This window comes from Hymenobacter metallilatus, assembly GCF_003944705.1.
In the GTDB taxonomy this organism is placed as follows: domain Bacteria; phylum Bacteroidota; class Bacteroidia; order Cytophagales; family Hymenobacteraceae; genus Hymenobacter; species Hymenobacter metallilatus.
Genome location: NZ_RWIS01000010.1, coordinates 100240 through 124031 on the forward strand (window position 1 = coordinate 100240; position 23792 = coordinate 124031).

The 23792-nt window shown below is 59.3% G+C and carries 20 protein-coding genes, 1 tRNA gene and 1 pseudogene; 10 read left to right on the top strand and 12 right to left on the bottom strand.

Going from position 1 to position 23792, the window contains the following annotated elements:
* Positions 1-65 precede the first annotated feature (65 nt).
* A complete protein-coding gene (locus EI290_RS15085; RefSeq protein WP_125432085.1) occupies positions 66-959 on the top strand; it encodes a 1-aminocyclopropane-1-carboxylate deaminase/D-cysteine desulfhydrase in 894 nt (297 codons plus the stop codon).
* 28 nt (positions 960-987) lie between these two features.
* Here the strand turns inward: EI290_RS15085 and EI290_RS15090 are convergent, their stop codons facing one another.
* Positions 988-2187 carry a hypothetical protein gene (locus tag EI290_RS15090; protein ID WP_125432087.1) on the bottom strand — a complete coding sequence of 400 codons (1200 nt, stop codon included), beginning with the start codon at positions 2185-2187 and terminating at the stop codon, positions 988-990.
* 174 nt (positions 2188-2361) lie between these two features.
* Between EI290_RS15090 and EI290_RS15095 the strand changes: the two genes are divergently transcribed.
* Positions 2362-2991, top strand: a complete 630-nt coding sequence (locus EI290_RS15095; protein ID WP_125432089.1) for a DUF4230 domain-containing protein — start codon at positions 2362-2364, stop codon at positions 2989-2991.
* Between the two features lie 149 nt (positions 2992-3140).
* On the opposite strand, the gene EI290_RS15100 is transcribed toward EI290_RS15095, so the two are convergent.
* Entirely contained in the window at positions 3141-3638 is a 498-nt protein-coding gene (locus EI290_RS15100; protein WP_125432091.1) for a regulatory protein RecX, read from the bottom strand.
* Positions 3639-3845: 207 nt separating this feature from the next.
* On the opposite strand from EI290_RS15100, the gene EI290_RS15105 reads away from it, so the two are divergent.
* Positions 3846-6476, top strand: a complete 2631-nt coding sequence (locus EI290_RS15105) for a DUF5686 and carboxypeptidase regulatory-like domain-containing protein (RefSeq protein WP_185817014.1) — start codon at positions 3846-3848, stop codon at positions 6474-6476.
* A gap of 231 nt (positions 6477-6707) precedes the next feature.
* On the opposite strand, the gene EI290_RS15110 is transcribed toward EI290_RS15105, so the two are convergent.
* Positions 6708-6983 (bottom strand): DUF4834 family protein, encoded by a 276-nt coding sequence (locus tag EI290_RS15110; protein ID WP_125432095.1) that lies wholly within the window; start codon positions 6981-6983, stop codon positions 6708-6710.
* Between the two features lie 23 nt (positions 6984-7006).
* Positions 7007-7759: an FkbM family methyltransferase gene (locus EI290_RS15115; RefSeq protein ID WP_125432097.1), complete on the bottom strand. Its 753-nt coding sequence runs from the start codon at positions 7757-7759 to the stop codon at positions 7007-7009.
* Positions 7760-8032: 273 nt separating this feature from the next.
* Between EI290_RS15115 and EI290_RS15120 the strand changes: the two genes are divergently transcribed.
* Positions 8033-8105: transfer RNA gene (locus tag EI290_RS15120), tRNA-Thr, on the top strand.
* Positions 8106-8232: 127 nt separating this feature from the next.
* Here EI290_RS15120 and EI290_RS15125 read toward each other — a convergent pair.
* On the bottom strand, positions 8233-8712 hold the full coding sequence (locus EI290_RS15125) for a hypothetical protein (protein ID WP_125432099.1): 480 nt from the start codon (positions 8710-8712) through the stop codon (positions 8233-8235).
* Positions 8713-8935: 223 nt separating this feature from the next.
* On the opposite strand from EI290_RS15125, the gene EI290_RS15130 reads away from it, so the two are divergent.
* Positions 8936-9694 (top strand): SDR family NAD(P)-dependent oxidoreductase, encoded by a 759-nt coding sequence (locus EI290_RS15130; protein ID WP_125432101.1) that lies wholly within the window; start codon positions 8936-8938, stop codon positions 9692-9694.
* A gap of 234 nt (positions 9695-9928) precedes the next feature.
* On the opposite strand, the gene EI290_RS15135 is transcribed toward EI290_RS15130, so the two are convergent.
* Both EI290_RS15135 and EI290_RS22605 read right to left on the bottom strand, forming a co-directional pair.
* The gene (locus EI290_RS15135; RefSeq protein ID WP_125432103.1) at positions 9929-10291 is read right to left on the bottom strand and encodes a hypothetical protein; all 363 of its coding nucleotides are present in this window, start codon (positions 10289-10291) and stop codon (positions 9929-9931) included.
* Positions 10292-10369: 78 nt separating this feature from the next.
* Complete coding sequence (locus EI290_RS22605; protein WP_125432105.1) at positions 10370-10618, bottom strand: hypothetical protein; 249 nt, start codon at positions 10616-10618, stop codon at positions 10370-10372.
* On the opposite strand from EI290_RS22605, the gene EI290_RS15145 reads away from it, so the two are divergent.
* Together EI290_RS15145 and EI290_RS23095 are read left to right on the top strand one after the other, a co-directional pair.
* Positions 10605-11204 carry a C40 family peptidase gene (locus EI290_RS15145; protein WP_125432107.1) on the top strand — a complete coding sequence of 200 codons (600 nt, stop codon included), beginning with the start codon at positions 10605-10607 and terminating at the stop codon, positions 11202-11204. The two genes, EI290_RS22605 and EI290_RS15145, sit on opposite strands and share 14 nt — an antisense overlap.
* A 349-nt stretch (positions 11205-11553) precedes the next feature.
* Positions 11554-11715 (top strand): annotated as a pseudogene (locus EI290_RS23095) (YkvA family protein); the annotation flags it as partial.
* 402 nt (positions 11716-12117) lie between these two features.
* Here the strand turns inward: EI290_RS23095 and EI290_RS15155 are convergent.
* From EI290_RS15155 to EI290_RS15175, 5 genes are all read right to left on the bottom strand, one after another.
* On the bottom strand, positions 12118-12390 hold the full coding sequence (locus EI290_RS15155; protein ID WP_125432109.1) for an acyl carrier protein: 273 nt from the start codon (positions 12388-12390) through the stop codon (positions 12118-12120).
* A gap of 168 nt (positions 12391-12558) precedes the next feature.
* Positions 12559-16032 carry an efflux RND transporter permease subunit gene (locus tag EI290_RS15160; RefSeq protein ID WP_125432111.1) on the bottom strand — a complete coding sequence of 1158 codons (3474 nt, stop codon included), beginning with the start codon at positions 16030-16032 and terminating at the stop codon, positions 12559-12561.
* Between the two features lie 121 nt (positions 16033-16153).
* Positions 16154-17278 carry an efflux RND transporter periplasmic adaptor subunit gene (locus EI290_RS15165; RefSeq protein WP_125432113.1) on the bottom strand — a complete coding sequence of 375 codons (1125 nt, stop codon included), beginning with the start codon at positions 17276-17278 and terminating at the stop codon, positions 16154-16156.
* Between the two features lie 84 nt (positions 17279-17362).
* Positions 17363-19054 (bottom strand): TolC family protein, encoded by a 1692-nt coding sequence (locus EI290_RS15170; RefSeq protein ID WP_125432115.1) that lies wholly within the window; start codon positions 19052-19054, stop codon positions 17363-17365.
* A 24-nt stretch (positions 19055-19078) separates the two neighbouring features.
* A complete protein-coding gene (locus EI290_RS15175) occupies positions 19079-19693 on the bottom strand; it encodes a TetR/AcrR family transcriptional regulator (protein ID WP_125432117.1) in 615 nt (204 codons plus the stop codon).
* 214 nt (positions 19694-19907) lie between these two features.
* Between EI290_RS15175 and ispF the strand changes: the two genes are divergently transcribed.
* The 3 genes from ispF to EI290_RS15190 all read left to right on the top strand — a co-directional run bounded on the left by ispF (position 19908) and on the right by EI290_RS15190 (position 23776).
* Positions 19908-20384 (top strand): 2-C-methyl-D-erythritol 2,4-cyclodiphosphate synthase, encoded by a 477-nt coding sequence (ispF, locus tag EI290_RS15180; RefSeq protein ID WP_125432119.1) that lies wholly within the window; start codon positions 19908-19910, stop codon positions 20382-20384.
* 92 nt (positions 20385-20476) lie between these two features.
* Entirely contained in the window at positions 20477-22165 is a 1689-nt protein-coding gene (locus tag EI290_RS15185) for a M28 family peptidase (protein WP_125432121.1), read from the top strand.
* A gap of 210 nt (positions 22166-22375) precedes the next feature.
* Positions 22376-23776 carry a LutB/LldF family L-lactate oxidation iron-sulfur protein gene (locus EI290_RS15190; RefSeq protein ID WP_125432123.1) on the top strand — a complete coding sequence of 467 codons (1401 nt, stop codon included), beginning with the start codon at positions 22376-22378 and terminating at the stop codon, positions 23774-23776.
* Positions 23777-23792: the final 16 nt, after the last annotated feature.

Below are 23792 nucleotides of genomic sequence, written 5' to 3' on the forward strand. Positions count from 1 at the left end.
ATCACCCCGCTACTTTTTTAGCAGTGCTTGCACCCTCTTCGCCAAAACCAGAAACCTGAGAAATCATGCTGCTTCAGCCCCTGCCCGAACCAGTCGCCGAGCAGGCCGGCGTGCGGCTGCTTTTGTTGCGCGACGACCTGACGCACCCCGAGTTGCCCGGTAATAAGTGGCGGAAGCTTAAATACAACCTGCAGGAGGCTCGTCGCCTGGGCCACCACACCCTGCTCACGTTTGGAGGAGCATACTCCAACCACGTAGCGGCCGTGGCCGCTGCCGGCCGCCTTACGGGTCTGCGCACCGTGGGCGTAATACGGGGCGAGGAGCTGGCCCATCAACCCCTCAACCCCACCCTGGCTCAGGCCCGCGCCGACGGTATGCAGCTACACTTCCTGGACCGCGCTACCTACCGCCGCAAGCAGGAGCCGGCGGTACTGGCCGAGCTGCTGCGCGGAACCGGCCCGGCCTACGTATTGCCCGAAGGCGGCTCCAATGCCCTGGCCCTGCCCGGCTGCGCCGAGCTGGTAACGGAGCTGCGGCAGCTCACCGCCTTCGATTACCTGTGCGTGGCCTGCGGCACGGGCGGCACGCTGGCCGGACTCGTTACGGGTTTGCAAGGCCCGGAGCAGGCCCTGGGTTTCGCCGCCCTCAAAGGAGCCGACTTCCTCCGCACCGACATCAACCGGCTAACCTTGGCCGGCACCAGCAACACCTACCCGAACTGGGCGCTGCACACGGCCTACCACGGCGGCGGCTACGCCCGCCTCTCGCCGGAGCTGCGGCAGTTTATCCGGGCGTTTCGGGTGCGGCACGGGGTTCTGCTGGACCCCATCTATACCAGCAAGATGCTGCTGGGAGTCCTGGATTTGCTGGCGCGGGGCTATTTCCGACGGGGCAGCACGGTGGTAACGGTACATACCGGCGGCTTGCAGGCCTGGGCCGGTTTCGGCGGCGAACCATAGAACGTGTACTCAGGAGCTGTGCCAGAACTCAGCTTCGGGTGCCCCGTGCTGATGAACGCCAATGGGCCATGGCTACGCCGGCCAGGGCAAATACGCAGGGCAGCACCGGCAGCAGAAACCGTACGTCCCAATCCTCCACCGTCAGCATCACCACCAGGCCCTGCAGCAGCACCACGCCGCCCAGAAACACCCGCGCCGGCAGCCAGACCCCGGCAGTGCGCAGCCCCCGTCCGGCCAGCCAGTAGCAGGGGTAGATGAATAGCACAATGAGTAGAATGTGGCTCCAGGAGTAGTAGGTTTTCACGTAGCTGAAAAACAGCAGACCTTTCAGCACCGCCAGTTTCAGCCAGTATACCGGGTTGGCCACGATGAAATAGCCCAGCCGCAGCACTGGGGCCAGTCCGGGCGGGGGGAGCTGTAGCGGCTCGGTGGGCTCCACTACCCAAGGCGTATAGCCGTAGATAATTTCGCCGCGCAGGTACGTTTCGACCAGGGTAAAGGTGAGCAGCAGCTTGTTGAGTACCCACCACCACAGCGGCGCCAGCAGTGTCCCGGCCAACAACGCCCGCCGGTAGGCCTGCCGCCCCGGCAGCTGCCGCAACCGGGCCAGCCCGGCCAGAACCGCCGCCCCCGCTACCACAAACCCATTGGGCCGCACAATACCCGCCAGCAGCACCAGCACGCCAAACACCACCCAGCGGCCGGCCGGCCCCCGCCGGGCCCGCACCAGCGCCCATAGCGCCAGCACGGTGAGGCTGGCAAACAACGACTCCGTGAGGATATACACATTGAATTGCTGCGCATCGCGCCAGCATACCAGGGCGGCGGTGGCCAGCGCGGCCGGCCGCCAGTCGGGGGCGTGGGGCGTGAGGCGGCGCAGGGTGCGGTAGAAGGCCCGCGCGGCCAGTCCGCTCACGGCCATCTGCCCCAGCACAATGCCCCACCAGCCCGCTCCCAGCTTCAACCACAGACTGATAAACAGCGGATAGCCCACGTAGCGCAGGTTATGGTCCCGCTCGAAGTGCCACTCCTGGGCAATGCGCGTACCGTAGGCCAGGTACCGGCCACTGTCGTTCACGTAGCGCGGGCCGTGGTGCTGCCACAGCAACGAGGCCTGCACCAGCAGCCATACGCCCAGCAGCAGCCACCCGTGCCAGCGCCGCAGCCACGCCGGACCGGGCGCAACGGCGGCTTCGGGAGCAGGTAGCACGGTTTCGGTAGATAGCATCGGCTACAAAGGACGGGAAGAATGCGCAGACTGGAGCAGCCTATTAGGAAGAGTGAATGGAAGGTACTGAATGCGGGAAAGAGCCTTGCCGGCCCGGAACTTTCCCCCTTCCTACCCGATTCATCCGTATTCTTACGTATTCCGCGCATTTCCTCCCTTCCACCTGTTCACCCCATGCCCAATCTGCTCCGCCGCCTGTTGCCCCTGCTGTTTCTGGTAGGCCTGGGTTGGTTTCTCTGGACGAAAGTTCGCCCGGCTCTCACTAGCTTCGAGAATCCCCTGAACCCAGCGCCGCGCATTACCGTCACTCACAACACGGTGTTGGAAAAAGTAGAAGCCCTTGGCCGCCTGGAGCTGGTACGCTACCAGTTCAAGGATGTGGTGGAGTACAAAAAAAGCACCTACCGCTTCCTGCCCGATGCCAAAGTGGCCCTCATTGTGGCCGGCCACGCCGTGGGTTGCCTCGATTTGCGCAAGGTGCGGGCCCAGGATGTGGTGCTGGAAGGCGACTCCGTACTACGGCTGGCTTTGCCCGAACCGGAACTCTGCGTCTGGCAGGTTGACCACTCTAAAAGCAAAGTGTATAGCGTGGAAAACGGGTTTTTCCAGGATGCGGAGCTGGTAGATGCCGGCTACAAATACGCCGAAGCCAACGTGCGCACCGCCGCCCTGCAATCCGGTATTCTGGCCCAGACCACCCAAAACGCCGAGCTGATTCTGCGCCCCATGCTGGAAACCATGACCGGCCGCCGGGTGGTGCTCACCCATCAAATGCAGAACCCGCAACTGCCGGGGAAACAATAACACGCGGGGGCCACCTGAATGTGTATTCCGGAGCTGTTCCGTTAGAAACTGTACCCCGAAGCTGTGCTTCGACTCGCGTAAGAAGGTAATTACCCTCAGGTGCGAGCCGGAGCACAGCTCCGGGGTACACGTTCAGGTGGCTCCGTACGTTACGCCTCCTCTTCCGGAGCTTTTCCTAAGTCTTCCAGGGCCATTTTGATGAGGTCCTGCTCGTAGCCTTTGCCGGTGAGGTAGACCTGGATTTTCTGGCGGCGCTTGCCGGGGTGGCGCTCCTTTTCCTGGCGGTCCTTTTTCTCCAGCAGCTCTACTAGGTTTTGGTAGTACTCGTCGCCGTCTATTTCCTTCATGCCGGCCTTAATGCAGTAGTCCGACAATCCTTTTTGCTTTAGCTCCTGCATGATGCGGCGGCGTCCCCATTTCTTGCGGATGTGGCCCCGCACGAACGTCTGGGCGTAGCGTTCCTCATCCAAAAACTTCTCCCGGCTCAGCCGGATGATGATTTCGCCGGCTTCGTCCTCATCCAGGCCATATTCGCGCAATTTGGCCTCTACTTCCTTCTGGTTGCGGTCCTGGTAGGTGCAGAAGGCGGCTATTTTCTGGAGGGCTTCGGCGGGGGTGTAGAATTTCTTTTTGGCGGGCTGCATCATATGCAAACGGGAAAACCGGATGGCGGGTACGTCGATTATAACGCTGCCCCGGCGAAAATAGCTCAATTCCAGTAGCCTGCTGAGGCAGAGCATACCTCCCGGGCCGGCCGGAAAAATAGCTTGCCAAGGCAACCATCGGCCCCGGGTTTTCCTCTACCTTTCACCTGTGCGTCTATTTCTCCTTCTATGCGGTTCTTTACTACGTGCTTGCGTGCTTTCTTCTTGCTAGTCCTGGTGCAGCTGGCAAGCCCGGCGGCGGCCGGCATTGTGCGGGGCCGCATTCTGAGCGTGAAGGGCGAAGCCCTGGCTTTTGCCAATGTGGCCGTGAAGGGCACCACCCTCAACACGGCCTCCAACGAGCAGGGCAACTACCAGCTGCGCCTCACGCCCGGTAGCTACGAGCTGGTGTTTCAGTACGTGGGCTTTAAGCCGCGGCTGGAAACCGTGCGCGTGGCCGGCGGCGACACGGCCACGGTACTGAACGTCAGTCTCACGCCCGAAAACTACCAGCTGCGTGAAGTGGTGGTGCGCTCCACCGACAAAGACCCTGCCTACAGCATTGTGCAGCAGGCTATGCAGTGGCGGCGCTACCACCAGCGGGAGGTGGCCGCCTTCAAGGCCCGGGCCTACATCAAAACTCTGGGCCGCTTTACCGATGTGCCGGGCAAAATTCTGGGGCTGGTGAAGGTGGGGCCCGATTTCAAGCCCGGCATTTTCTACCTCTCCGAGTCGGTGTCGGAAATGAGCTTCCGCCAGCCCAACGTGGTGCAGGAGCGCATGATTTCCTCGCGGGTAAGCGGCGACACCAAGGGCATCAGCTTTAACCGGGCCAGCGCCGGCCGGGGCCTCAACTTCTACCAGAACGTGCTGAAAAGCGGCTTTTCGGAGCGGGGCTTCGTGTCGCCTATTGCGGCCAATGCGCCGCTGTTCTACCGCTTCGAGCTGGAAGGCAGCACCCAGCAGGGCAGCTTGCTTATTCACAAGATAAAAGTGATACCCCGCCGCCGCACCGACCCCGTATTTGCGGGCCACATCTACATTGTGGATGGTACCTGGCGGCTGCATTCCGTGAGCCTCGACCTGAGCAAAGACGCCCAGCTCGACTACGTGGACAACCTGCACATTGAGCAGATTTTCGCCCCCGCTCCCGGCCCCTCCGACGTGTGGGTGATGCAGAGCCAGAAGGTGACGGTGGGGTTCACGGCTTTCGGCTTCAAGGGCAACGGCTACATTACGGCCATTCTCTCCAACTACCGGGTAACGCCCACCTACCCCAACCGGCCGGCGCCTACCGCCCCGCCGGCCGCCACCGGCAAAGAGCCCGATGACGCCCCCGTTACCCGCGAAACGGTGGCCCAGGTGAAAAAGCAGAAACCCAAGCTGGATGGCCTCACCCGGACCGTGCGCCGCCAAAGCCGCGAAGCCGCCGCCCGCGACACGGCCGGGCTGGGCCTGGGCCGGCTGAAGCGGGGCGAGGTGATGCTGGTGGAAAAAGGCGTGAACGAGCGGGACACCAGCTACTGGGCCACCATCCGGCCGGTGCCGCTGACCCAGGAGGAGCAGAAGGACTACCAGGTAAAGGACAGCACCGAAGTCATTCGCAACTCCCGCTCCTACCAGGACTCCCTGGACCGGAAGCGCAACGAGGTGAGCATTAGCAAATTTCTACTCACGGGCTACAGCTACAACAACACTTTCCGGAAGCGGCAATGGTATGTGGCGCCGGTATTCAACATCGTCAATTACAACACAGTGGAGGGCGTAGTGGTGAACCCCCAGGCCACCTACACCCAGCGCACCGACGACCGGCGCACCTGGTCCGTGACGCCCGCTTTGCGCTACGGCTTCAGCAACCAGCTCGTTAGCCCCAGCGTGGCGGCCTCCTGGCAGCTGGACGCCGTGAAGCTCGCCCGTCTGAGCCTGCAGGCGGGCCGCACTATTGAAAACTTCGACCCACGTACCCAGCTTACGCCCTTCATTAACTCCTACTACACGCTGTTCAACAACCGCAACTACGCCAAGCTCTACCGCCGCGACGGGCTGGAGTTGGGCTACCAGTGGGAACCCCTAAACGGCCTTACGGTGCAGGCTACCGGCAGCTACTTTGTGCGGCGGGAGCTTGAAAATACCACCTACAAGCTCATTACCGACCAGCCCGGCCGCGCCTTCACGCCCAACGTGCCGGTAAGCGCCGAGCGGCCCGACGGCACTCAGTTTGGCCGCAGCCAGGCCCTGACCACTGAACTTACGGCCTCGTTCCGGCCCGGGCAGCGCTACATTACCCGGCCCAACGGCAAGTTCAACCTGGGCTCCAAATACCCTACGTTTCTGCTTACCTGGCGGCAGGGCATTGGGGGCATACTGAACTCCGATGTACGCTATACGCTGCTGGAAGCCGGTATCCGGCACTCGGTGAGCCTGGGCTTATTGGGCACAAGCAGCTACCAGGTGGCAGCCGGCTTTTTCCCGGGCAGCAGCACCCGGCTGGCCTTCATGGATTTTCGCCATTTCAGCGGCAACCGCACCTACCTGACCGAGGATTTTGCCAAGTTTCAGCTGCTGAACTATTACCGGTTCAGTACGGCCGACCAGTTTCTGGAGGCGCACTACAACCACCACTTTAACGGGTTTCTGCTGAACAAGCTGCCCGTCTTGCGCCGCCTGCACTGGCAGGAGGTGGCTTCGCTCAACTACCTTACCACCCCTACCGCCAACCACTACCTGGAATTAGGCGTAGGCATCGAGCACATTTTCAAGCTCCTGCGCGTGGATTTCTACACCAGCCTGCAGTCCGGGCAGCGCGCCGGCACCGGCATTAGGGTTGGGTTTGGGTTTTGATGGGTGAATGATTAGAACCCTGTCATTGCGAGTCATTGCGAGGCAGAGCCGAAGCACCCGTAGGACAGCGGAGCTAATCCTTCCTTTTCAGGGTCAGAAGCCTAGAGAAGAGAAAAGCCCCTGACGTGCACATGTCAGGGGCTTTTCTCTTGGTCGGAATTAGGAGTTGAGGAAAGGACGGGTGCGTCGTCGTGCCTCCTCGCAATAACACCTCACTACCTCATCACTTTATTACTTCACTTCCTCAAACTCCACGTACTCGCCGCCTTTAAACTCGGTGGGTTTGCGGGGCGTTGAGCGGGGCGGCACGTACTCTACCTGCACCTCGCCGGTGGGCGGCTGGCCGTTGCGGGCGTGGGGCTGGCCGGCAAAGGGACTTCCGCCAAACGGCTGCCCGAACCGCTGGGCCTGCTTTTTCAGCAGGTGACGCAGAATAATGCGCATGAGCAGCGGCACCACATACCGCCCAAATAGCCACAGGACCAGCAGAACGAGCAAAAATTTCATGGGCAGAGGGTAGTCCGAGCAGCTTAGGAAACAGGTTGAAAATAAAAGTCGGCCGTAACGGCACTGGCCAGCTGGGCCTCGGTGCAGGGCACCAACTCAGAACGCGCCGACAGTACAAATGGTTTGTAGCCCAGCCCGGCCAGTAGCTCAGCCACGGCCCGGCGGTTTTCCAGCCCGTTCAGCTCCGTCTGAATCAGGGGCCGAAACCGACGCAGGGTTTCCTGCATGTGCCGGAACACCTCGTACTCGAAACCTTCCACGTCGCACTTCACAAAATCGAGGCGCGGCAGGTGGGCAAAGAGCTCGTCGGGCACGCGCATGGGTACCTGATAGGTGCGGGCGTAATGCTCATGGGGGTTACTGGCAGCCACTTTGGTCATGCCATGGTGCAGCAGCCCGTTCCGCTCCGGGGTACCCATCTGCACGGTAGTGGCCTCGCCGCCCAGCGCGTACGGCAGCAGGGTGAGGTTGGAATGGCCGCTAAGCCGCACATTATCTTTCCAGATGGCCTGAAAATCGGGAATGGGCTCCACTGCCAGCACCTGCCCTTGTGGGCCCACCAGCCGGGAAAGCGCCACCGAGTAGTAGCCCAGGTTGGCCCCAATATCCAGACATACAAAACCCGGATGCACAATCTTCTCCAAAAAAAACAGCTCCGGATATTTGCGGCGGCCCCAGCCTGCGGCTACCAGCCGCAGGTATACCCGGCTCACCAGTCGGATATACCGCTCAAAACCCAGCGTGCGGACCAGCAGCTTGCGCAGTTGTTTCATCATAGCGCTGCAAAGATGCCGGAAACCCCGCAAACCCAATCCGGGAACTGCTGCAAGTTTCAGAGGTAATCTGGTTTATGGCCGCTCCGCCACCCATGGGCCACGTTACTGGCTGCCAGGCAGCCCCTCAGCTACTTTTTTTCATAGATGCTTAGGCCCGATCTAACCCGCGGACGGAGTGGGCACCGCTGCAAAAAAATACGGTCGGAGCTTGCGCGTTGTTCCTCAGCCTTTCTATCTTTGCGGCCCCGGTCGGATTCGCCGCGCACGGGAAATGCCTCTTTAGCTCAGTTGGTAGAGCAGCTCATTCGTAATGAGCAGGTCGTTGGTTCGAGTCCAATAAGGGGCTCACAGGCGCCGCCTTCAGCAATGGAGGCGGCGCTTTTTTTATCTATCCGCTCTACAGCCACCAAACACAACGGCCCGACTGAGTCGGGCCGTTGTGGAAATATTCAAACCAGTTAGTGGCGCGTAGCCTACAGGTCGGTGGCGTAGTCGTCTTCGCCGAAGCTACGGGTAGCGCCCCGGTACACGGAATCGGAGGAGCTTTTCCAGGTAGTATCTTCGTCGCGGCTGCCGCGGTAGGTTTCTCCTTTGGGGCTGCTCTTGGCCCGCAGTGCCAGCCAGCTCAGGCCACCTACCAGCAAAGCACCGCCAATTACTTTTTGCGTCGGCGTCAGGCTGTTTACCTGGTCTACTGCTTTCGTGCTGAAATCCTTGGCCTTTGCACTCAGATCTTTTACTTGCTGGGAGAGTTGATTTACATCAATATTCTTCAGCCACTGCTGCTGATCCAGCCAGGATTTCTGCTGGTTATTTTGGCGCGACGCGCGGTCTGAGGCAGCGTTATCCGAGGCCGTCGACTGCTCTGAAGAGCCGTTTACTTCGCTGGCAGGAGTGAAGGTGATGTGCTTATGGGCAGGAGCGCCGGGCTGATGTGATTTTTGCGTGCTCATGGGAAAGTGGTTTCGTGATAATGAGGGAGATAGACGACCATCAGGTCATTTCTCTGTCCCTATTCGTGAAAAGCTTTCAGAAGGTTACCTGCTTGCACCAGTATTCTACCCGGCCACGAAGCTTGACTGACAGCAAAAGGTAAACTATGGTGTTGCTCCAACCTCTGCTGCCACTTCCCGTTAACTCAGGCTGAGCTTGTTTTTCCTTTCTACTGGTTTCACTATGCCCTTCACCCCACTTCTCAATGCTGCCAAACGGTTTCAGGATAAAGTCTGCGTGGTTACCGGCGGCACCTCGGGCATTGGCAGAGCGGTAGCCGTTCGTATGGGCCGGGAAGGAGGCCGGGTAGTGGTACTGGGCCGCGACGCCGATGAGGGGAAGGAAACCGTGCAGCTTATCCGACAGGCCGGTGGCGAGGCGCTGTTTATACGCACCGATGTAAGTAAGGACAGCCAACTCGTACACGCTGTGGAGCGCACCCTCAAAGACTGGGGCCGCGTGGATGTGCTGGTAGACAACGCCGGTATGATGACTTTTGAACCCATCCTCAAGCTCGACCCCAAAGACTGGGACCACCTGATGCAGGTAAACCTGCGGCCGTTGTTTCGCCTCTCCCAGCTTTGCCTCCCCCACATGAAACAGGGCAGCATTGTGGCCGTCAGCTCAGTGCACGCTCAGCAAACTACTGCCAACGTGGTGCCTTACGCCACTAGTAAAGGTGCCATCGAGGCTTTTGTGCGGGGCCTCAGCCAGGAAATCCCCCATACCCACGCCCGCATCAATGCCGTGGCCCCCGGCGCTGTGGATACGCCCATGCTCTGGAGCAACCCCAACGTGAAAAGCGGCAAAGAGAAGATTACCGGCCAGGTAGGCACCCCCGAGGAGCTGGCCGCAGCTATCTGCTTCGTGGCTTCCGCAGAGGCCAGCTTCATGAACGGTACCACCCTGGTGGTAGATGGCGGCCGGCTGGCCGCTCTATAGCGGCTTCCTGAACGACGCACCAAACCACTATTATAGTATAAGTTAAAGAGTGAGATGATGAAGCGGGGAAGCAGTAAGTTAACCACTCATAGTGCGTGAGTCCCACGCTTACACAAAGCCCCGCCGGGACGACGCCCCTCCGCTGTAAACGGTTAGCGTCGTCTTAACGGGGCTTTCGTTGTGTGGCTATTCCCAGCTTACTCAGAAAGTCAAATTTCCTCCTTCACTACCGCATTACTTCACTTTCGGAGAGGGGTGTCGCTCGGCGGGGCCCGGTAAGGGCCGGCCCTGGGCGTAGAGGTGGGCATTAAGCTCCGCTGCGTTGCGGGCTTCTACCTCGAAGGGGATGTTGTAGTACCCATGCCGCAGCCAGTCGCGCAGGTAGCGCACCAGAAAACCCAGGCGGCCATATTGCTGGAACTGCCGAATGTGCTCCATCTCGTGAGCTACCCAAAACGGATCCAGCAGAAACTGCTCCCGGCTTACCCCGCTCAGATGAATACTGTTCCCCAGTACCATCGCCACGTTGGTGGCTCCCAGCTTGGCGCGGGCTACCCGGGCAAATGGCGAGTTTTCAACAATACGAGGAAGTTGCATACAGTACGGAAAAAGCGGGCGGAATGTACGGAAGGGTTTTAGGGTAGGTTGCCAGTACCGGTTGTAATTTTCTAAAATTTAGTTGTGCCTTTGGAAGAATTTTTCAGCAAAACCGGTAAAAACAGGTAGGGTCTGAAAATTTGGGCTTAGCTTTAACCAATGGCCGTCGTCAAATCTACCGGTTTCGGCGACCAGAAAGGTCTTTCTTTCCTCTTTTGTCATCCGGCTTTCCGGTTGCCTATCGACAAGTAAAAAAGCACGCTTACCCCCGTTCGGCTGACCCCAGCGGGCCTTCTTCCTCCCACGACGGACAATGAAAAACAGCATTCTGTATTGCCTCGCCGCGGCCTCGATGGTCCTGTCTTTTTTCTTCGAACAAAATCCTACTGCTACGGCCGCTTCGCCGCTGGCAGTTACGCAAGAAGCCTCGCTGCTCGGCAGCCTGTTCTCGGGTGAGGAAGAAACCCGCATACTTACCGCTTCTGATTCGGTAGCCTACGATAAAGTGGCCCACCGCCTGGGCATCGAAGCCAGCTACGACGCCGATAAGACCCTGCTGGAAACGGTGGTATCATGGTTGGGCACTCCGTACCGCTACGGCAGCAACAGCAAAAGCGGCACCGACTGCTCCGGGTTTGTTACCCGCGTATTCAAAGAAGCTTACGGTATTACTCTGCAGCGCAGCTCCCGCTCCATGTTCACCAGCGTGAAGCATGTGCAAAAGGACGAAATGCAGACCGGTGACCTGGTTTTCTTTCGTCGGGGTCCGGGCCAGCCCATCTACCACGTGGGCATCTACCTGAAAGATGGCAAATTTGCTCATTCGGCCTGTGGTGGTGGCGTGATGGTAAGCTCCCTGCACCAGGCCTATTACAGCCGCAATTTTTATGCTGCCGGCCGCGTAGAGCGCTAAGCCTTTCTGCACTACATTTCCCAAACGCTCCGTTCCGCCGAACGGAGCGTTTTTGTTTTTTCTGCGACCTTCGGGCCGGAAAACTATTTTGGGGCAAGTGCGGTATAGCACACCGCCGGATGCTCTATCCGTCTACCTTTTCTCTCCCTCCGCAGCCATGGACAAACAGAATCCCAAAGGCGAGGACGTAGCCTCCTCTCCTATTTTTAAAAAATTCGTCGGTAAGGCCGAGGAATATGTGAAGAAACCTACGCGCATGAAGCAGCTGCTGAATGATGCGTACCAGAAAGCCAGCGAAAAAAAGGATGTAGGCTCCATTGCCCACGAGGCCTGGGAAACGCTGCAAACGATGCTGCGCCTGATCCGGACCTCCGTTTCGGGGGAGTACACAGGCCTACCTACCTCCACCGTAATTGCGGCCGTAGCCGTTACTATCTATTTCCTCAGCCCCATCGACCTGATTCCGGACTTTATTCCGGTGCTGGGCCTGCTCGATGACGTGGCCCTGGTGGCATGGTTCAGCACCACCATCAAGGAAGAAATGGATAAGTTTCTGGAATGGGAGAAAACCCGTCCCAGCGTAGTAGAGGACGCTACGGTGGTGGAAGATGAGCCCCAGGCTTCTGCGGCCCGCTCGGCTTCCGGCCATGCAGCTGCCAGCCCGGCCCAGCCCGCCGCCGCTTTGCACCACGATGTAGCCAGCACCACTACCGACAGCAGCCGGGAGCCCAATGCCACCACCGACAGCCGCCCCAGCGGCGGTGATGCGGGCGGCAACGTGCGCTGATTTTTAGCTAAGCCAGTAAAAACAAGCCCCGTGGGAGCGGCCGCACCAGTGGTGCGCCGCCCCTACGGGGCTTGTTGGTGTATTACATAAGAGGCGAAAAAGGCGCTAAAAACCCGCAAAGCGGAGTTACGCCGCTTGCTGCTGAGTCGGCGTGTGCGACACCACATACTTCACAAAGTCGCCCACAGTAGCCAGGGGAACTTCGTCGGGAATGGTGATGTGGAAGCTGCGCTCCAGCTCCAGAATAATGTCAACCACATCTACGGTATCGAAGCCAAATTCGCGGCTCAGGTCGGTACCGATGCGCAGGCGGCGGGCCTTGATGGCTTTGCGCTTGCTAATGATGCGCAGCACTTGCTGCTGAATGGTTTTGGGGGCGGTAGTCGTTGAGATAACCATGTGAGGAACGACAGGTACGAGAGAAAAAGCAAGCAATTGGGCTGGCTCCAGCAATAGCCCGCCCATTCGGGCGGAGGAGTATGTGCGGGCTGGCAATGGTTGCAAGCAGGCAAGAAAAAAAACAGCCGGGTCACCACCTGGTACTAACCCGGCTGTTGAACGGGCCGCCTAGTGGGTGAGCACCGGCGGGCGGGCCGCTTCCACTTCTTCGGCGTCGGCTACGGGCTCGGGGGTCTTTTTGAGGCGTAGCTTCAGGCTTTCACTCAGCAGGTACATTACGGGTACTACCACCAGCGTAATGCCGGTAGCAAATACCAGCCCGAAGATGATAGTCCAGGCCAGTGGCCCCCAGAACACCACTGATTCACCACCGATAAAGAAGTGCGGGTTGCCGGAGGCGAACAGCTCGTAGAAGTCGATGTTCAGACCTATGGCCAGCGGAATCAGGCCCAGGGTGGCAGCCGTGGCCGTCAGGATAACCGGGTTGAGGCGAGTGCGGCCGGCCAATACAATGGCTTCGCGCAGGGGCATACCCTGGCTGCGCAGAATGTCAGTGAATTCGACCAGCAGAATCCCGTTTTTCACCACGATACCGGCTAGGGCAATAATGCCCACGCCCGTCATAACGATGCTCACGTTCTGACCTGTGATGGCCAGCCCCCAGAACACACCCGCAATAGAGAACAGCACTTCCGAGAGGATGATAATTGGCTTGCTGAACGAGTTGAACTGCGTGACCAAGATGAGGAAGATCAGACCCAACGCCCCAATGCCAGCCAGCGGCAGGAAGTCGGTGGTTTCCTTCTGGTCTTCCTCGGCGCCGCCCATCTTAATGGTGTAACCGGCCGGCGTGGGGAAGGATTGCAGAGCCGTGCGGATGTTGGCTACCACATCGGGGCCGGTGTAGCCATTGAGCACGTTGGAGCTGATGGTAATCACGCGCTTGGTGTCTTTGCGTCGGATACCGCCGTAAGTGCTACCGTAGGTTACCTGGGCAATGGACGAAATGGGCACCTGCCGCACGGCTCCGGTGGCGTCGCGGAACGTGAGCGGGGAGTTGATGATGGCGTCCACGTCGTTGCGGTAGGGCTTGGCGTAGCGCACCTGCACGGGGTACTCATCATCGGAAGTTTTGAATTTGCTGGCCTCCGAGCCGTAGATGGCCGTGCGCACTTCCAGACCAATCTGGCCGGTGCTGATGCCTTCCCGGTTGGCCCGGGTGCGGTCAATGTTCACGGCAATTTCGGGGTTGCGGTCCTCCAGGTTGGAGCGCAGGGCCTCAATGCCGCCGATGTTGAGCGAGTCCACGTAGCGGGTTACTTTCTTGCTGAGCTTAGCCAGCGTAGGGTAGTCGTCGCCAATCACCTCAATGGCAATGGGCTTCTGCTGGGGCGGGCCGCTGGCTTCCTGGTCTACCGAAATTTCGGCGCCGGGAATGCCTTTTACCACCTCCCGGATTTTATCCATGTAGGTGCCGGTGGCGGGTCCGGTCCGGTCGCTGAGCTCCTTGAAGGCCACGGCCACCTTACCCATATTCGACAGAGCCGTACCGCTCGACGAGGAAGCGTCGCCCGGGTCGCCGGCTCCAATGGCCACGTTGGTAATCACCGACTCCACGTCGGGGTTGTTGCGGCCGATGACGCCGTAGATGCGGTTTTCCAGCACTTTGGTGATGGAGTCCGTTAGCTCTACGCGGGTACCTACCGGCATTTTCAGGTAGGTATAGATGAATTTCGGGTCGCCTTTGGGGAAGAAGTCCACCTTGGGGCCACGCACGCCCACGGCCACGAACGAGCCGAAGAACAGCACCACCACCCCAATCATTACCAGCACCGGGTGGCCAATGGCCCAGCGCACCAGGTTGGCGTAACCGTTCTGGAACTTAGGCAAAGCGCGGGTCTGGAACCAGGCAATCATCTTCACCAGCACAAACTTATCGAGCAGGATGAAGCCGGCCAGGGCCAGGCAGATGTTGCCGATAAAGTGGCCCAGCAAACCGCTGGTTTTGCCATCGGGGTCTACTTCAGGTGTAGCGCCCAGGGCCAGCACGTTGAACAGAATGCCCAGCGCCACCAGTACGCCCACGGCAATGGCCAGGCCCCGGCTCATTTTGGGCTTGCTGTGCAGATCTTCCTCAAAGTGCTCCTCCCGCTCCATGAAGCTCACGGCAAACACCGGGTTCATAATGAAGGCCACCACCAGCGACGACATCAGGGTGATGATGAGCGTAACGGGCAGGTAGTACATGAACGAGCCCACAATGCCGGGCCAGAACATAAGCGGCACGAAGGGTGCCACCGTAGTGAGCGTACCAGCCAATACCGGCACGAACACCTCGCCGGCGGCAAACTTGGCGGCTTTTTCGGTGCTTAGCTCGGGGTGCTCGTGCAGGAGGCGGTGGGTGTTTTCGATAACTACAATGGCGTCGTCCACCACAATACCCAGCGCCAGCAGGAAGGCGAAGAGCACAATCATGTTCAGCGAGAAGTCGAAGCCCGGGATAATGAGGAAGGCCAGGAACATGGAAATCGGCACGGACAGGCCCACGAACATGGCGTTGGTGGTGCCCATGAAGAACAGCAGAATGGCCGTCACGAGCAGGAAGCCGATGACGATGGTGTTGATCAGGTCATGGAGCGTAACGCGGGTGTCGTTGGAGGTGTCGCCGGTAATGGTGACTTTCAGCTCCTTGGGCAGCGTCAGTTCGGCCTCTTTCACCAGGGCCTTGATTTTGTCGGAAGCGTCAATCAGGTTTTCGCCCTGGCGCTTCACCACGTTCAGGGTAATGGCGGGCTTGCCGTCGAGGCGGGCGTAGGATTCCCGGTCCTTGAAGCCATCCGTGACGGTGGCAATATCCCCGAGGCGCACGGCCGCGCCGTTGAGGTTCTTTACCTGAATGTCGGCAATGTCTTCGGCGCGCACGTACTGGCCGGCCACGCGCACGGCCCGCTTCTGGGAGCCCACGTCCACGGAGCCACCCGAAATAGTCACGTTTTCGCGGGCAATGGCGTTGCTGATATCAGAGAAGCCCAGACGCGACGCCCGCAGCTTGTTCAGATCCACATCCACGTTCACCTGCTGGTCGAGGGCCCCCACAATGTCCACGCGGGTGATTTCGGGCAGGGCCTCAATCTTATCCTGGAAGTCGTCGGCGTACTTTTTCAGCTGGGCGGCGGGCAGGTTACCACTCAGGTTCACGAACATGATGGGCTGCTCGGAAATGTTGATTTCCTTGACCGTGGGCGGGGAAGGCAAATCATTGGGCAGCTCGGGCGCGGCCTTGTCCACGGCGTCCTTCACCAGCTGTTTGGCGTACTGCACGTCCACGCCCGAGTTGAACTCGATGTCGACGATGCAGTAGTCCTGGTTGGAGGTGGAGTTGATTTTCTTCACCCCATTGATGCTTTTCAGCTCTTTTTCGAGCTGGCGCGTCACCAGGTTTTCAATATCCGCCGGCGAGGTACCGGGGTAGATGGTGGCCACGATGATGCGCGGAATAACGATATCCGGGAATTTCTCCTTGCCCAGCTTGATGTAGGCAAAAATTCCCGCCACGCACAGCAGCACCGTGATGATGTAGATGCTGGTTTTGTTATTGATGGACCAACTGGTGGGTCCAAATTCTTTTTCTAGATCTTGCATGGCTTTCTTGAGCTTTGAGCAGATGTAGAGACGCGACACTTCGCGTCTCATTGCTAGAACGACCACTAGGGCCGTTCAACGCGGAGACGCGAAGTGTCGCGTCTCTACATCAGGCAGTTCCCTACAGGGTCACTGCCTGGCCTTCGTTCAGGGTCTGGTAGCCAGCGGAAATCACCTGGTCGCCGGATTGCAGGCCACTGGTTACTTCCACTTTGCCGTTGTAGGTCTGGCCGGTTTGGATAACGCGCTTGGCGGCCACTTTTTTGCCGCCTTTGTTGCTCACTACCAGCACGTAGCTGTTCTGCTCATCCTTCTGCACCAAATCTACGGGCAATACGGTGGCGCTTTGGCGGGCGTAGTTCTGGATGCGCACGTTGGCTACCATATTGGGGCGCAGCTGGCCGGCCTTGCTGCCACTCAGGCGCAGCTCAGTGGTGAAGGTGCGGCTGGTGGGGTTGATAGTGCTGGATACCACGCGCACGGTGGCGGGCAGCTCCTCCCCGCCCAGGTCGGGAATAGTAACCAGGGCTTTGTCGCCGGCTTTGATGCGGGAGGCATAGGCCTCCGATACGTCGGCCAGGATTTTGCCTGCGCCACTGTTGCTGATAAGCTTTACCACGGGAGCCCCGGGCGCTACGGTTTCGCCCAACTTGGGCAGCACCTCATCCACGGTACCCGAGAACGGGGCTACCACGGTGTAAAGGGCGCGCTGCTGATTGAGGGTGCTGAGGTTGCGCTGCAGGGCCTGGTAGTTGTTTTTGGCTTGCAGGTACTGAATTTCGGTGCCAATCTGCTGCTTCCAGAGGCGGTCCTGCTTCTCGTATACCACCCGGGCCAGATCCATGCGGGTGCGCAGCTCGGCAATGCTGGCATCGAGGATGCTGGCATCCACGGTGGCCAGGGTCTGACCGCGGCTTACCCGGTCGCCGCGCTGCACACGCAGGCTGGTGAGCGTGCCGGCGGCGCGGGCGGCCACGTTGGCGTTCTGGTCGAAATCAACGCGACCCTGTAGCTCCAGGTAGCTCTTAAAGCTCTCGGGGGCTACTTTAATTACCGACACGGGCGTGGTTTGGGCGGCGGCGCCTTCGGCTTTGGCCCCGGTTTTAGCTTCCAGCTCGGCAATTTTGGCCTGGTTGGCAGCCTGTTCTTTTTTCAGCGCAGCCAGTTCGGCCTGGGGGTCTTTGGAACCACCACAGGCGCTTAACAGGCCCAGCGTCAGTATAAAAGCAGAAGTAGCGTATTTCATTTGAAGAAGGAAGTAGGAGCTAGAACATCTTGATGAAGAGCTGGGTCAGAAGCTTCTAGCTCCTAGCTTCTGACTTCTAGCTTCTTATTTTTTGGCTTGCGTGTATAGCTCGCCGGTAGCTTTGTCACGGTCCACTTTAGCTACCAGCACGTCGTAAATGGCGGCGTAGTAGTTGGTCTGGGCTTCGCGCAGGCTGGTTTCGGCCGTTACTACCTCCAGGTTGGAGCCCACACCTTCCTGAAACTTGATGCGCGAGACGCGGGCTACATCGGCGGCCAAATCGAGGTTAGCCTTCTGATTATCCAGCACGTCCAGGGCATTGATAAGGGTAGTACGGCTCTGAGCGTCCTGCAAATCGATGCTTTGGCGCAGCGTTTCAAACCCTTTCTCGATGCTCTGCTGGGCAATGCGGGCCTGTTGTACCTGGTATTTGCGGCGGAACCCGTCAAACACCGGAATCTGCAGACTCAGGCCCACGTTGCCGAAGCCGAACCAGTTCTGATTAGGGAAACCGTTGGCGGCCCGGGAGTCGGGTCCGCGGAAGGCAAACAGGTCGCCGGGATTTTTGGCCGAACCCGAGAAACCGTAGGCCGCCGTAGCCAGCAGGCGGGGGTAAGCTCCGGCCCGACGGTTGGCCAGGTCCAGGCCAGCCAGGGCCTGCTGGGTTTCCAGCGTACTGAACTCAATACGGTTATTATAGTTGAAGGCGGCAGCCAGCTGCCCGGTACGGGCCCCGCTAAGGGCCGTTTGCTGGTCCTGCTGGCGCTGGGCGTCGGTGCTGGTACTGATGGGGACCATACCGGTGGGCACACCGCCCAGCCCGCTTACGCCTCCGCCGGTGGTGGCGCTAGCCACACCCAGGCGCTGGCGCAGAGCGCCGGCGTCTACCACGGCCGCCCCCAACGAATCGGTGAGCTGCACAGTCTGACTCTGGGGCAGGCCCATCTGAAACTTGAGCAGCGCCACACTTAGCTCCGTCAGGCGCTGGGCTTTTTGTTGCTCCACCAGCAGGTTGTTGCGCTGCACCTGCAGGCGCTGCACATCCAGCTTCTCGGCAAAGCCTGCCTTAAATGTTTCGTTGGTTTGATACAGGACCGTATCGAGGCGCTGCACATTACGGGCCAGCAGCGCCAAGCGGGCGCGAGCTACGAGCGTGCTGTAATAGGCCTTGCTCACTTGCTCCACCACGTCAATTTCGGCCTGCTGGGTTTGTTTCTTGGCCAACTCCTCGTATACCTTGGCCGCTTTCAGGCCAATGAGGTAGGAACCATCGAACAACAGTTGCGACACCGAGGCGCTGGTGTTGCCGGCCCATTGCAGCCCAAAGGCAAACGCCTGGGGCGGCACTGGCTCCGAAGGCAGCGTTACCGTGCCCAGATTTACCGTGCGGCCGCTTTGAGCCGCGGCAATGTCGGCCTGGGTAAGCGTAGTGGCTGAGCTGCCCCCACCCAGGGCGCCGAAATCCACCAGCGACTTTTGCAGCTTGAAGTTGTCGGCTACGTTGGCCGCCACGTTCACCTGCGGTAAGCCAGCGGCTTTAATCTCGCCTACTTTGGCCCGGGCGGTCTGCTCATTCAGGCGCGTACTCAGCAACGACGCCTTGTTTTTCACGGCATAGTCGATAGCCTGCTGCAGGCTTAAGGGCATGAGCCCAACGGCAGCGGAGGTGGCCAACGCCGGCTGCTGGGCCGGGGCCGTCTGCGCCAGGGCGGCGCCAGCAGGGGCCAGCAGGCCCGGCCCGGCAGCCAGCAACATAACGCGGAGGTTGTTTTTCATATCAAGGAAAGCAGGTGATGAAGCTTATTCTTCTTCCGTCACATGACGGTACTCGTTTATTAGTTTGTGGCCTTTCAGCGTGGCAACACCCAGCAGGAAATGCTCGTCGAACACGCGACTTACACGCATTGGGGTAAACTGCCCGGCCGGGTATAACTGCGGATCGAAAGCCATTTCAATCTGTGCCAGGTTCAGGCGGGCCAGTACTTCCACATCCAGGTCGGCGCGAAACAGCCCCTCCGCAATGCCCCGGCGCAGGTTCCGCGTTATCTGGTTGAGGATAAACGTGTTTCTGTGCGCCTCGAACAAGGCCCAGGTTGTTGGATAGTACTTGCGCAGGTCGTGGAATATGCTCGGGTGGATATCACCAAACTGCTGATCAGCCCACTGCGAAACGTTCAGCATCTCCTCCACGGCATTACCTGCGTGACTGGCCAGCTTGGAACACTGACTTTGCGCCATGGCCAGGTGCTGGGTCATGACGCCTAATACAATCTGGTCTTTGTTTTCGAACCACTTGTAGAGGGTCTTCTTCGAAATAGCCAGGTGCGTGGCAATGTCATCCATGGAGATGCTACGGATGCCGTTGCGCATAAACAGCACCTCAGCGGCTTGCAGAATTCGGTCCTTTACTTCCATAACTACGGCAGCAAAGATACAATGGAAACTTTTAATGATTCCTCGGTTTCCATTAATTTTTTGCTATCCTTTTTCACACCGACATGCTGCTTCTTTTCTATCGACGCGCATCGGACGGTTTTACTTTACCCCCGGCCTTATTTTTTTCCCGGCTGGCAACGGCGTGCGTGCCGTACCTTGCCACCCGATTCCGTTTTCTTTCCTTCTGAACCCTATGAAAATCCGGACTGGCTTCGGCTACGATGTTCATCAACTACAGGAGGGCTTGCCCTTCTGGCTCGGCGGTATTCAGGTGCCCCACACCCACGGTGCCCTCGGCCACTCCGATGCCGACGTGCTCATTCACGTTATCTGCGACGCGCTGCTGGGCGCGGCCAACCTCCGCGACATCGGCTTCCATTTTCCCGATACCGACCCGCAGTACAAAGGCATCGACAGCAAACGGCTGCTGGCTGAGGTGGTGCGCCTGCTGCGGGAGCGGGGTTACGCCATCAGCAACATCGACTCCACCATCTGCCTGGAAGCGCCCAAGGTAAACCCCCACATTCCGGCAATGCAGCGCGTGCTGGCCGAGGTGATGGGCCTTGACACTGATGATATTAGTATTAAAGCCACCACCACCGAGAAGCTGGGCTTCGTAGGGCGTCGCGAAGGAGTAGCCGCGTATGCTTCGGTGCTGATTACCAAGTAGCGCGCAGTTCCGCTGCGCACTACCACGCTCCATGCAGCTTTTTGCCGCTGCCTTGTCTTTACCCTACTCCACCCCTAACCACCTTACACTGTATGAATACAACTTCCCTGCTCACCTGGCTGCTGGCGGCCGGCGTGGCCACCTCGGCGGTAGCGCAGCAAGCTCCCGAGAAAGTCAAGGTAAAAACCAAGCGCAAAGCCAAAACCGAGGTAACAGCCACGCCGGTGCTGGAAACGGCTACTCCGGCCCCCGCCACCGCCGACCTGCCCCTCAGCTACGCCGAAACCATTACCCAGGCCGATTTGCGTCAGCATCTCTCTATCCTGGCTTCTGACGCCTACGAAGGCCGCGAGACGGGTGAAAAGGGCCAGAAAATGGCCGCCGAGTACATTGCCAAGCAGTTTGCCGAGTTGGGCCTGCAGGGCCCGGTGCAGGGCTCCGATAACCCCTACCTCCAGCACTTCACCATGGTGCGCAGCACCTGGGCCGATGGTGCCACGCTGAAAATCGGGAAGGACAGCTACAAGTGGCTGACGGATTTTTACGCTCTGGGCGGCAACGGCTTTGCTCAGGAAACCAGCGTACAGCCCGTATTTGCCGGCTACGGCATTGAGCAGGATGGCTACTCCGACTACGCCGCCCTGGGCGACGTGAAGGGCAAGGACCTGCTGATTCTGCTGGGTGAGCCCCAGAACGACAAAGGGGCGGCCTTACTGGGCAAAGACGGGCAGAACAGCAAATGGGGCCAGGATTTTCGGGCCAAGCTTACGCTGGCCGCCCAGAAAGGGGCCCGCTCGGTGTTTTTTGTGGATTTCAACCCCAACAGCAACTTCGAGAAGCTGGCCGCCCGCATGACGCCCTACATCAGCCGGCCCAGCATTGCCTTCAAGGAAGCCTCCCAAACCACACGGCCCACGGCTTACTTCGTGAGCCCGGCCGTGGGCTACAAGCTGCTGGGCACCACGGCCCCGGCCGTTACCAAGTACGCGGCTGCCGTGAGCAAAGCCGCCAAGCCTACGGTCAGCCCCTTTAAGCCGACTAAAGTGCTGGTGAAAGCGCCCAAGAAAACCGAGGACTTCACCACCGAAAACGTGTTGGGCTACCTGGAAGGTACCGACCTGAAGGATGAGGTGATGGTGCTGTCGGCCCACTACGACCATATTGGCGTTATTGGCGGCGAGGTGCACAACGGGGCCGACGACGATGGCTCGGGCACGGTAACGGTGCTGGAAATGGCTCAGGCGTTTGTTAAGGCCAAGGCCGAGGGCCACGGCCCCCGCCGCAGCATCCTGTTCCTGACCGTGACGGGCGAGGAAAAGGGCCTGCTGGGCTCCGAGTACTACACCGACCATCCTATTTTCCCGCTGGAGAAGACGATGGTGGACCTGAACACCGACATGGTGGGCCGCACCGATAAGGACCACGAGGGCAAGGACGACTACGTGTACGTCATCGGTTCGGACAAGCTTAGCTCGGAGCTGCACACCATTCTGCAGGCCCAGAATCAGAAGTACACCAAGATGGATCTGGACTTCCGCTTCAACGACCCCGAGGACCCGAACCGCTTCTACTACCGCTCCGACCACTACAACTTCGCCAAGCACGGCATTCCGGTGGCTTTCTTCTTCAACGGCGTGCACGACGACTACCACGGCCCGGGAGATGAAGTAGAGAAAATCGAGTTTCCGAAGATGGAAAAACGCGCCCGCCTGGTGTTTTACACCGCCTGGGACCTGGCCAACCGCGACAAACGCATCGTGGTAGACTCGAACAAGAAGTAAGGCAGGTGCAACAACAGCTGTCATCCTGAGCTTGCGAAGGACCTCATCACGTCAGCACGAGCGTTGCTTGAATGAATTGTTCTAGCATGATAAGGTCCTTCGCTGCGCTCATGATGACAGTGAATCCTTTTATCACTGAAAACCCGCCGAACCTCTCAAGGTCCGGCGGGTTTTTATCTTTGCTAAGAACCCGTTGTATTCCGTGCTGCCATGAACCCGACGACCCTCACGCCCGCCCCCAAGAAATCGGCCCAGTTTCTGGTCGATTCCGACCGCAAGGCCTTTGATCTGGAGCACCGGCGTAAAATCCGGTTCAACATTGGCAAGTATAATGCGGCCGTGCAGACGGGCCTGGGCTTCTACCAGGACCACGAGCTGGCCCGCGACCGGGCCTCCTACCTGAAAACCCAGGTGATAAACCGGCTCGATGAGTACCTGCTGCAGTTCGAGCAGAATTTTACGGCCCGCGGTGGCAAGGTTATCTGGGCCCAGAACGCGGAGGAAGCCCTGTTTGAGGTGGGCAAGATTATGGAGCGCCGCCAGGCCCGTACCGTGGTGAAGGCCAAAAGCATGACCACCGAGGAAATTCATCTGAACAAGTACCTCGAAAAGCGCGGTATTGAGTCGGTGGAAACGGATTTGGGCGAGTTCATTGTGCAGCTGAACGGGGAGCGGCCCTACCACATCGTGACGCCGGCCATGCACTTGAGCAAGCTGGATATTGCCGATATCTTCGTGAAGCACCTCGGCATCGAGTACACCGACGACGCCCAGAAACTGGTGCTCACGGCCCGCCAGCTGCTACGCAACAAATACACCTCGGCCGAGGTGGGCGTGACGGGCGGCAACTTCCTCATTGCCGATACGGGCGCAGTGTGCGTAACCGAAAACGAGGGCAACGCCCGCCTCTCGGCCACGTTTCCCAAAACCCACATTGCCATTGTAGGCATCGAGAAGGTGATTCCGCGCCTCCAGGACCTGGATTTGTTCTGGCCTTTGCTCAGCACCAGCGGCACCGGCCAGCAGGTCACGGTGTACAACACCATTTACACCGGCCCGCGCCAGCCCCTGGAAAAGGACGGCCCCGAGGAAATGGTGGTGATTCTGCTGGATAACGGCCGTACCAACCTGCTGGCCCAGCCCGACAAGCGCGAGGCCCTGAACTGCATCCGTTGCGGAGCCTGCCTGAACGTTTGCCCGGTGTACAAGAACATCGGCGGCCATACCTACGAGGCTACCTACTCCGGCCCCATCGGCTCGGTTATTACGCCTCACCTATCGGGTTTGGCCGAAAACAAACACTTAAGCTACGCCAGCAGCCTCTGCGGGGCTTGCACCTCGGTGTGCCCGGTGCGCATTCCTATTCACAACATCCTGCTCAAAAACCGCCAGCAGAGCGTGCAGGAAGGCCTCACCGAGAAAGAGGAGCGCCGGGCCGTGACGCTGTGGCTGTATGGCATGAAGCACCGTTGGGTATGGGACCTGGCCCCGGCCGCCGGCAAAAACTGGGTGCTCAGCCGCCTGCTGGGCGAAGTAGGCTGGAGTAAGCGCCGCGACGCTGTGCAGGTAGCCCCCAAAACCTTCCGGCAGCTGTGGAAGGAGCGGAAGTAGCTACTGACACAGGTGT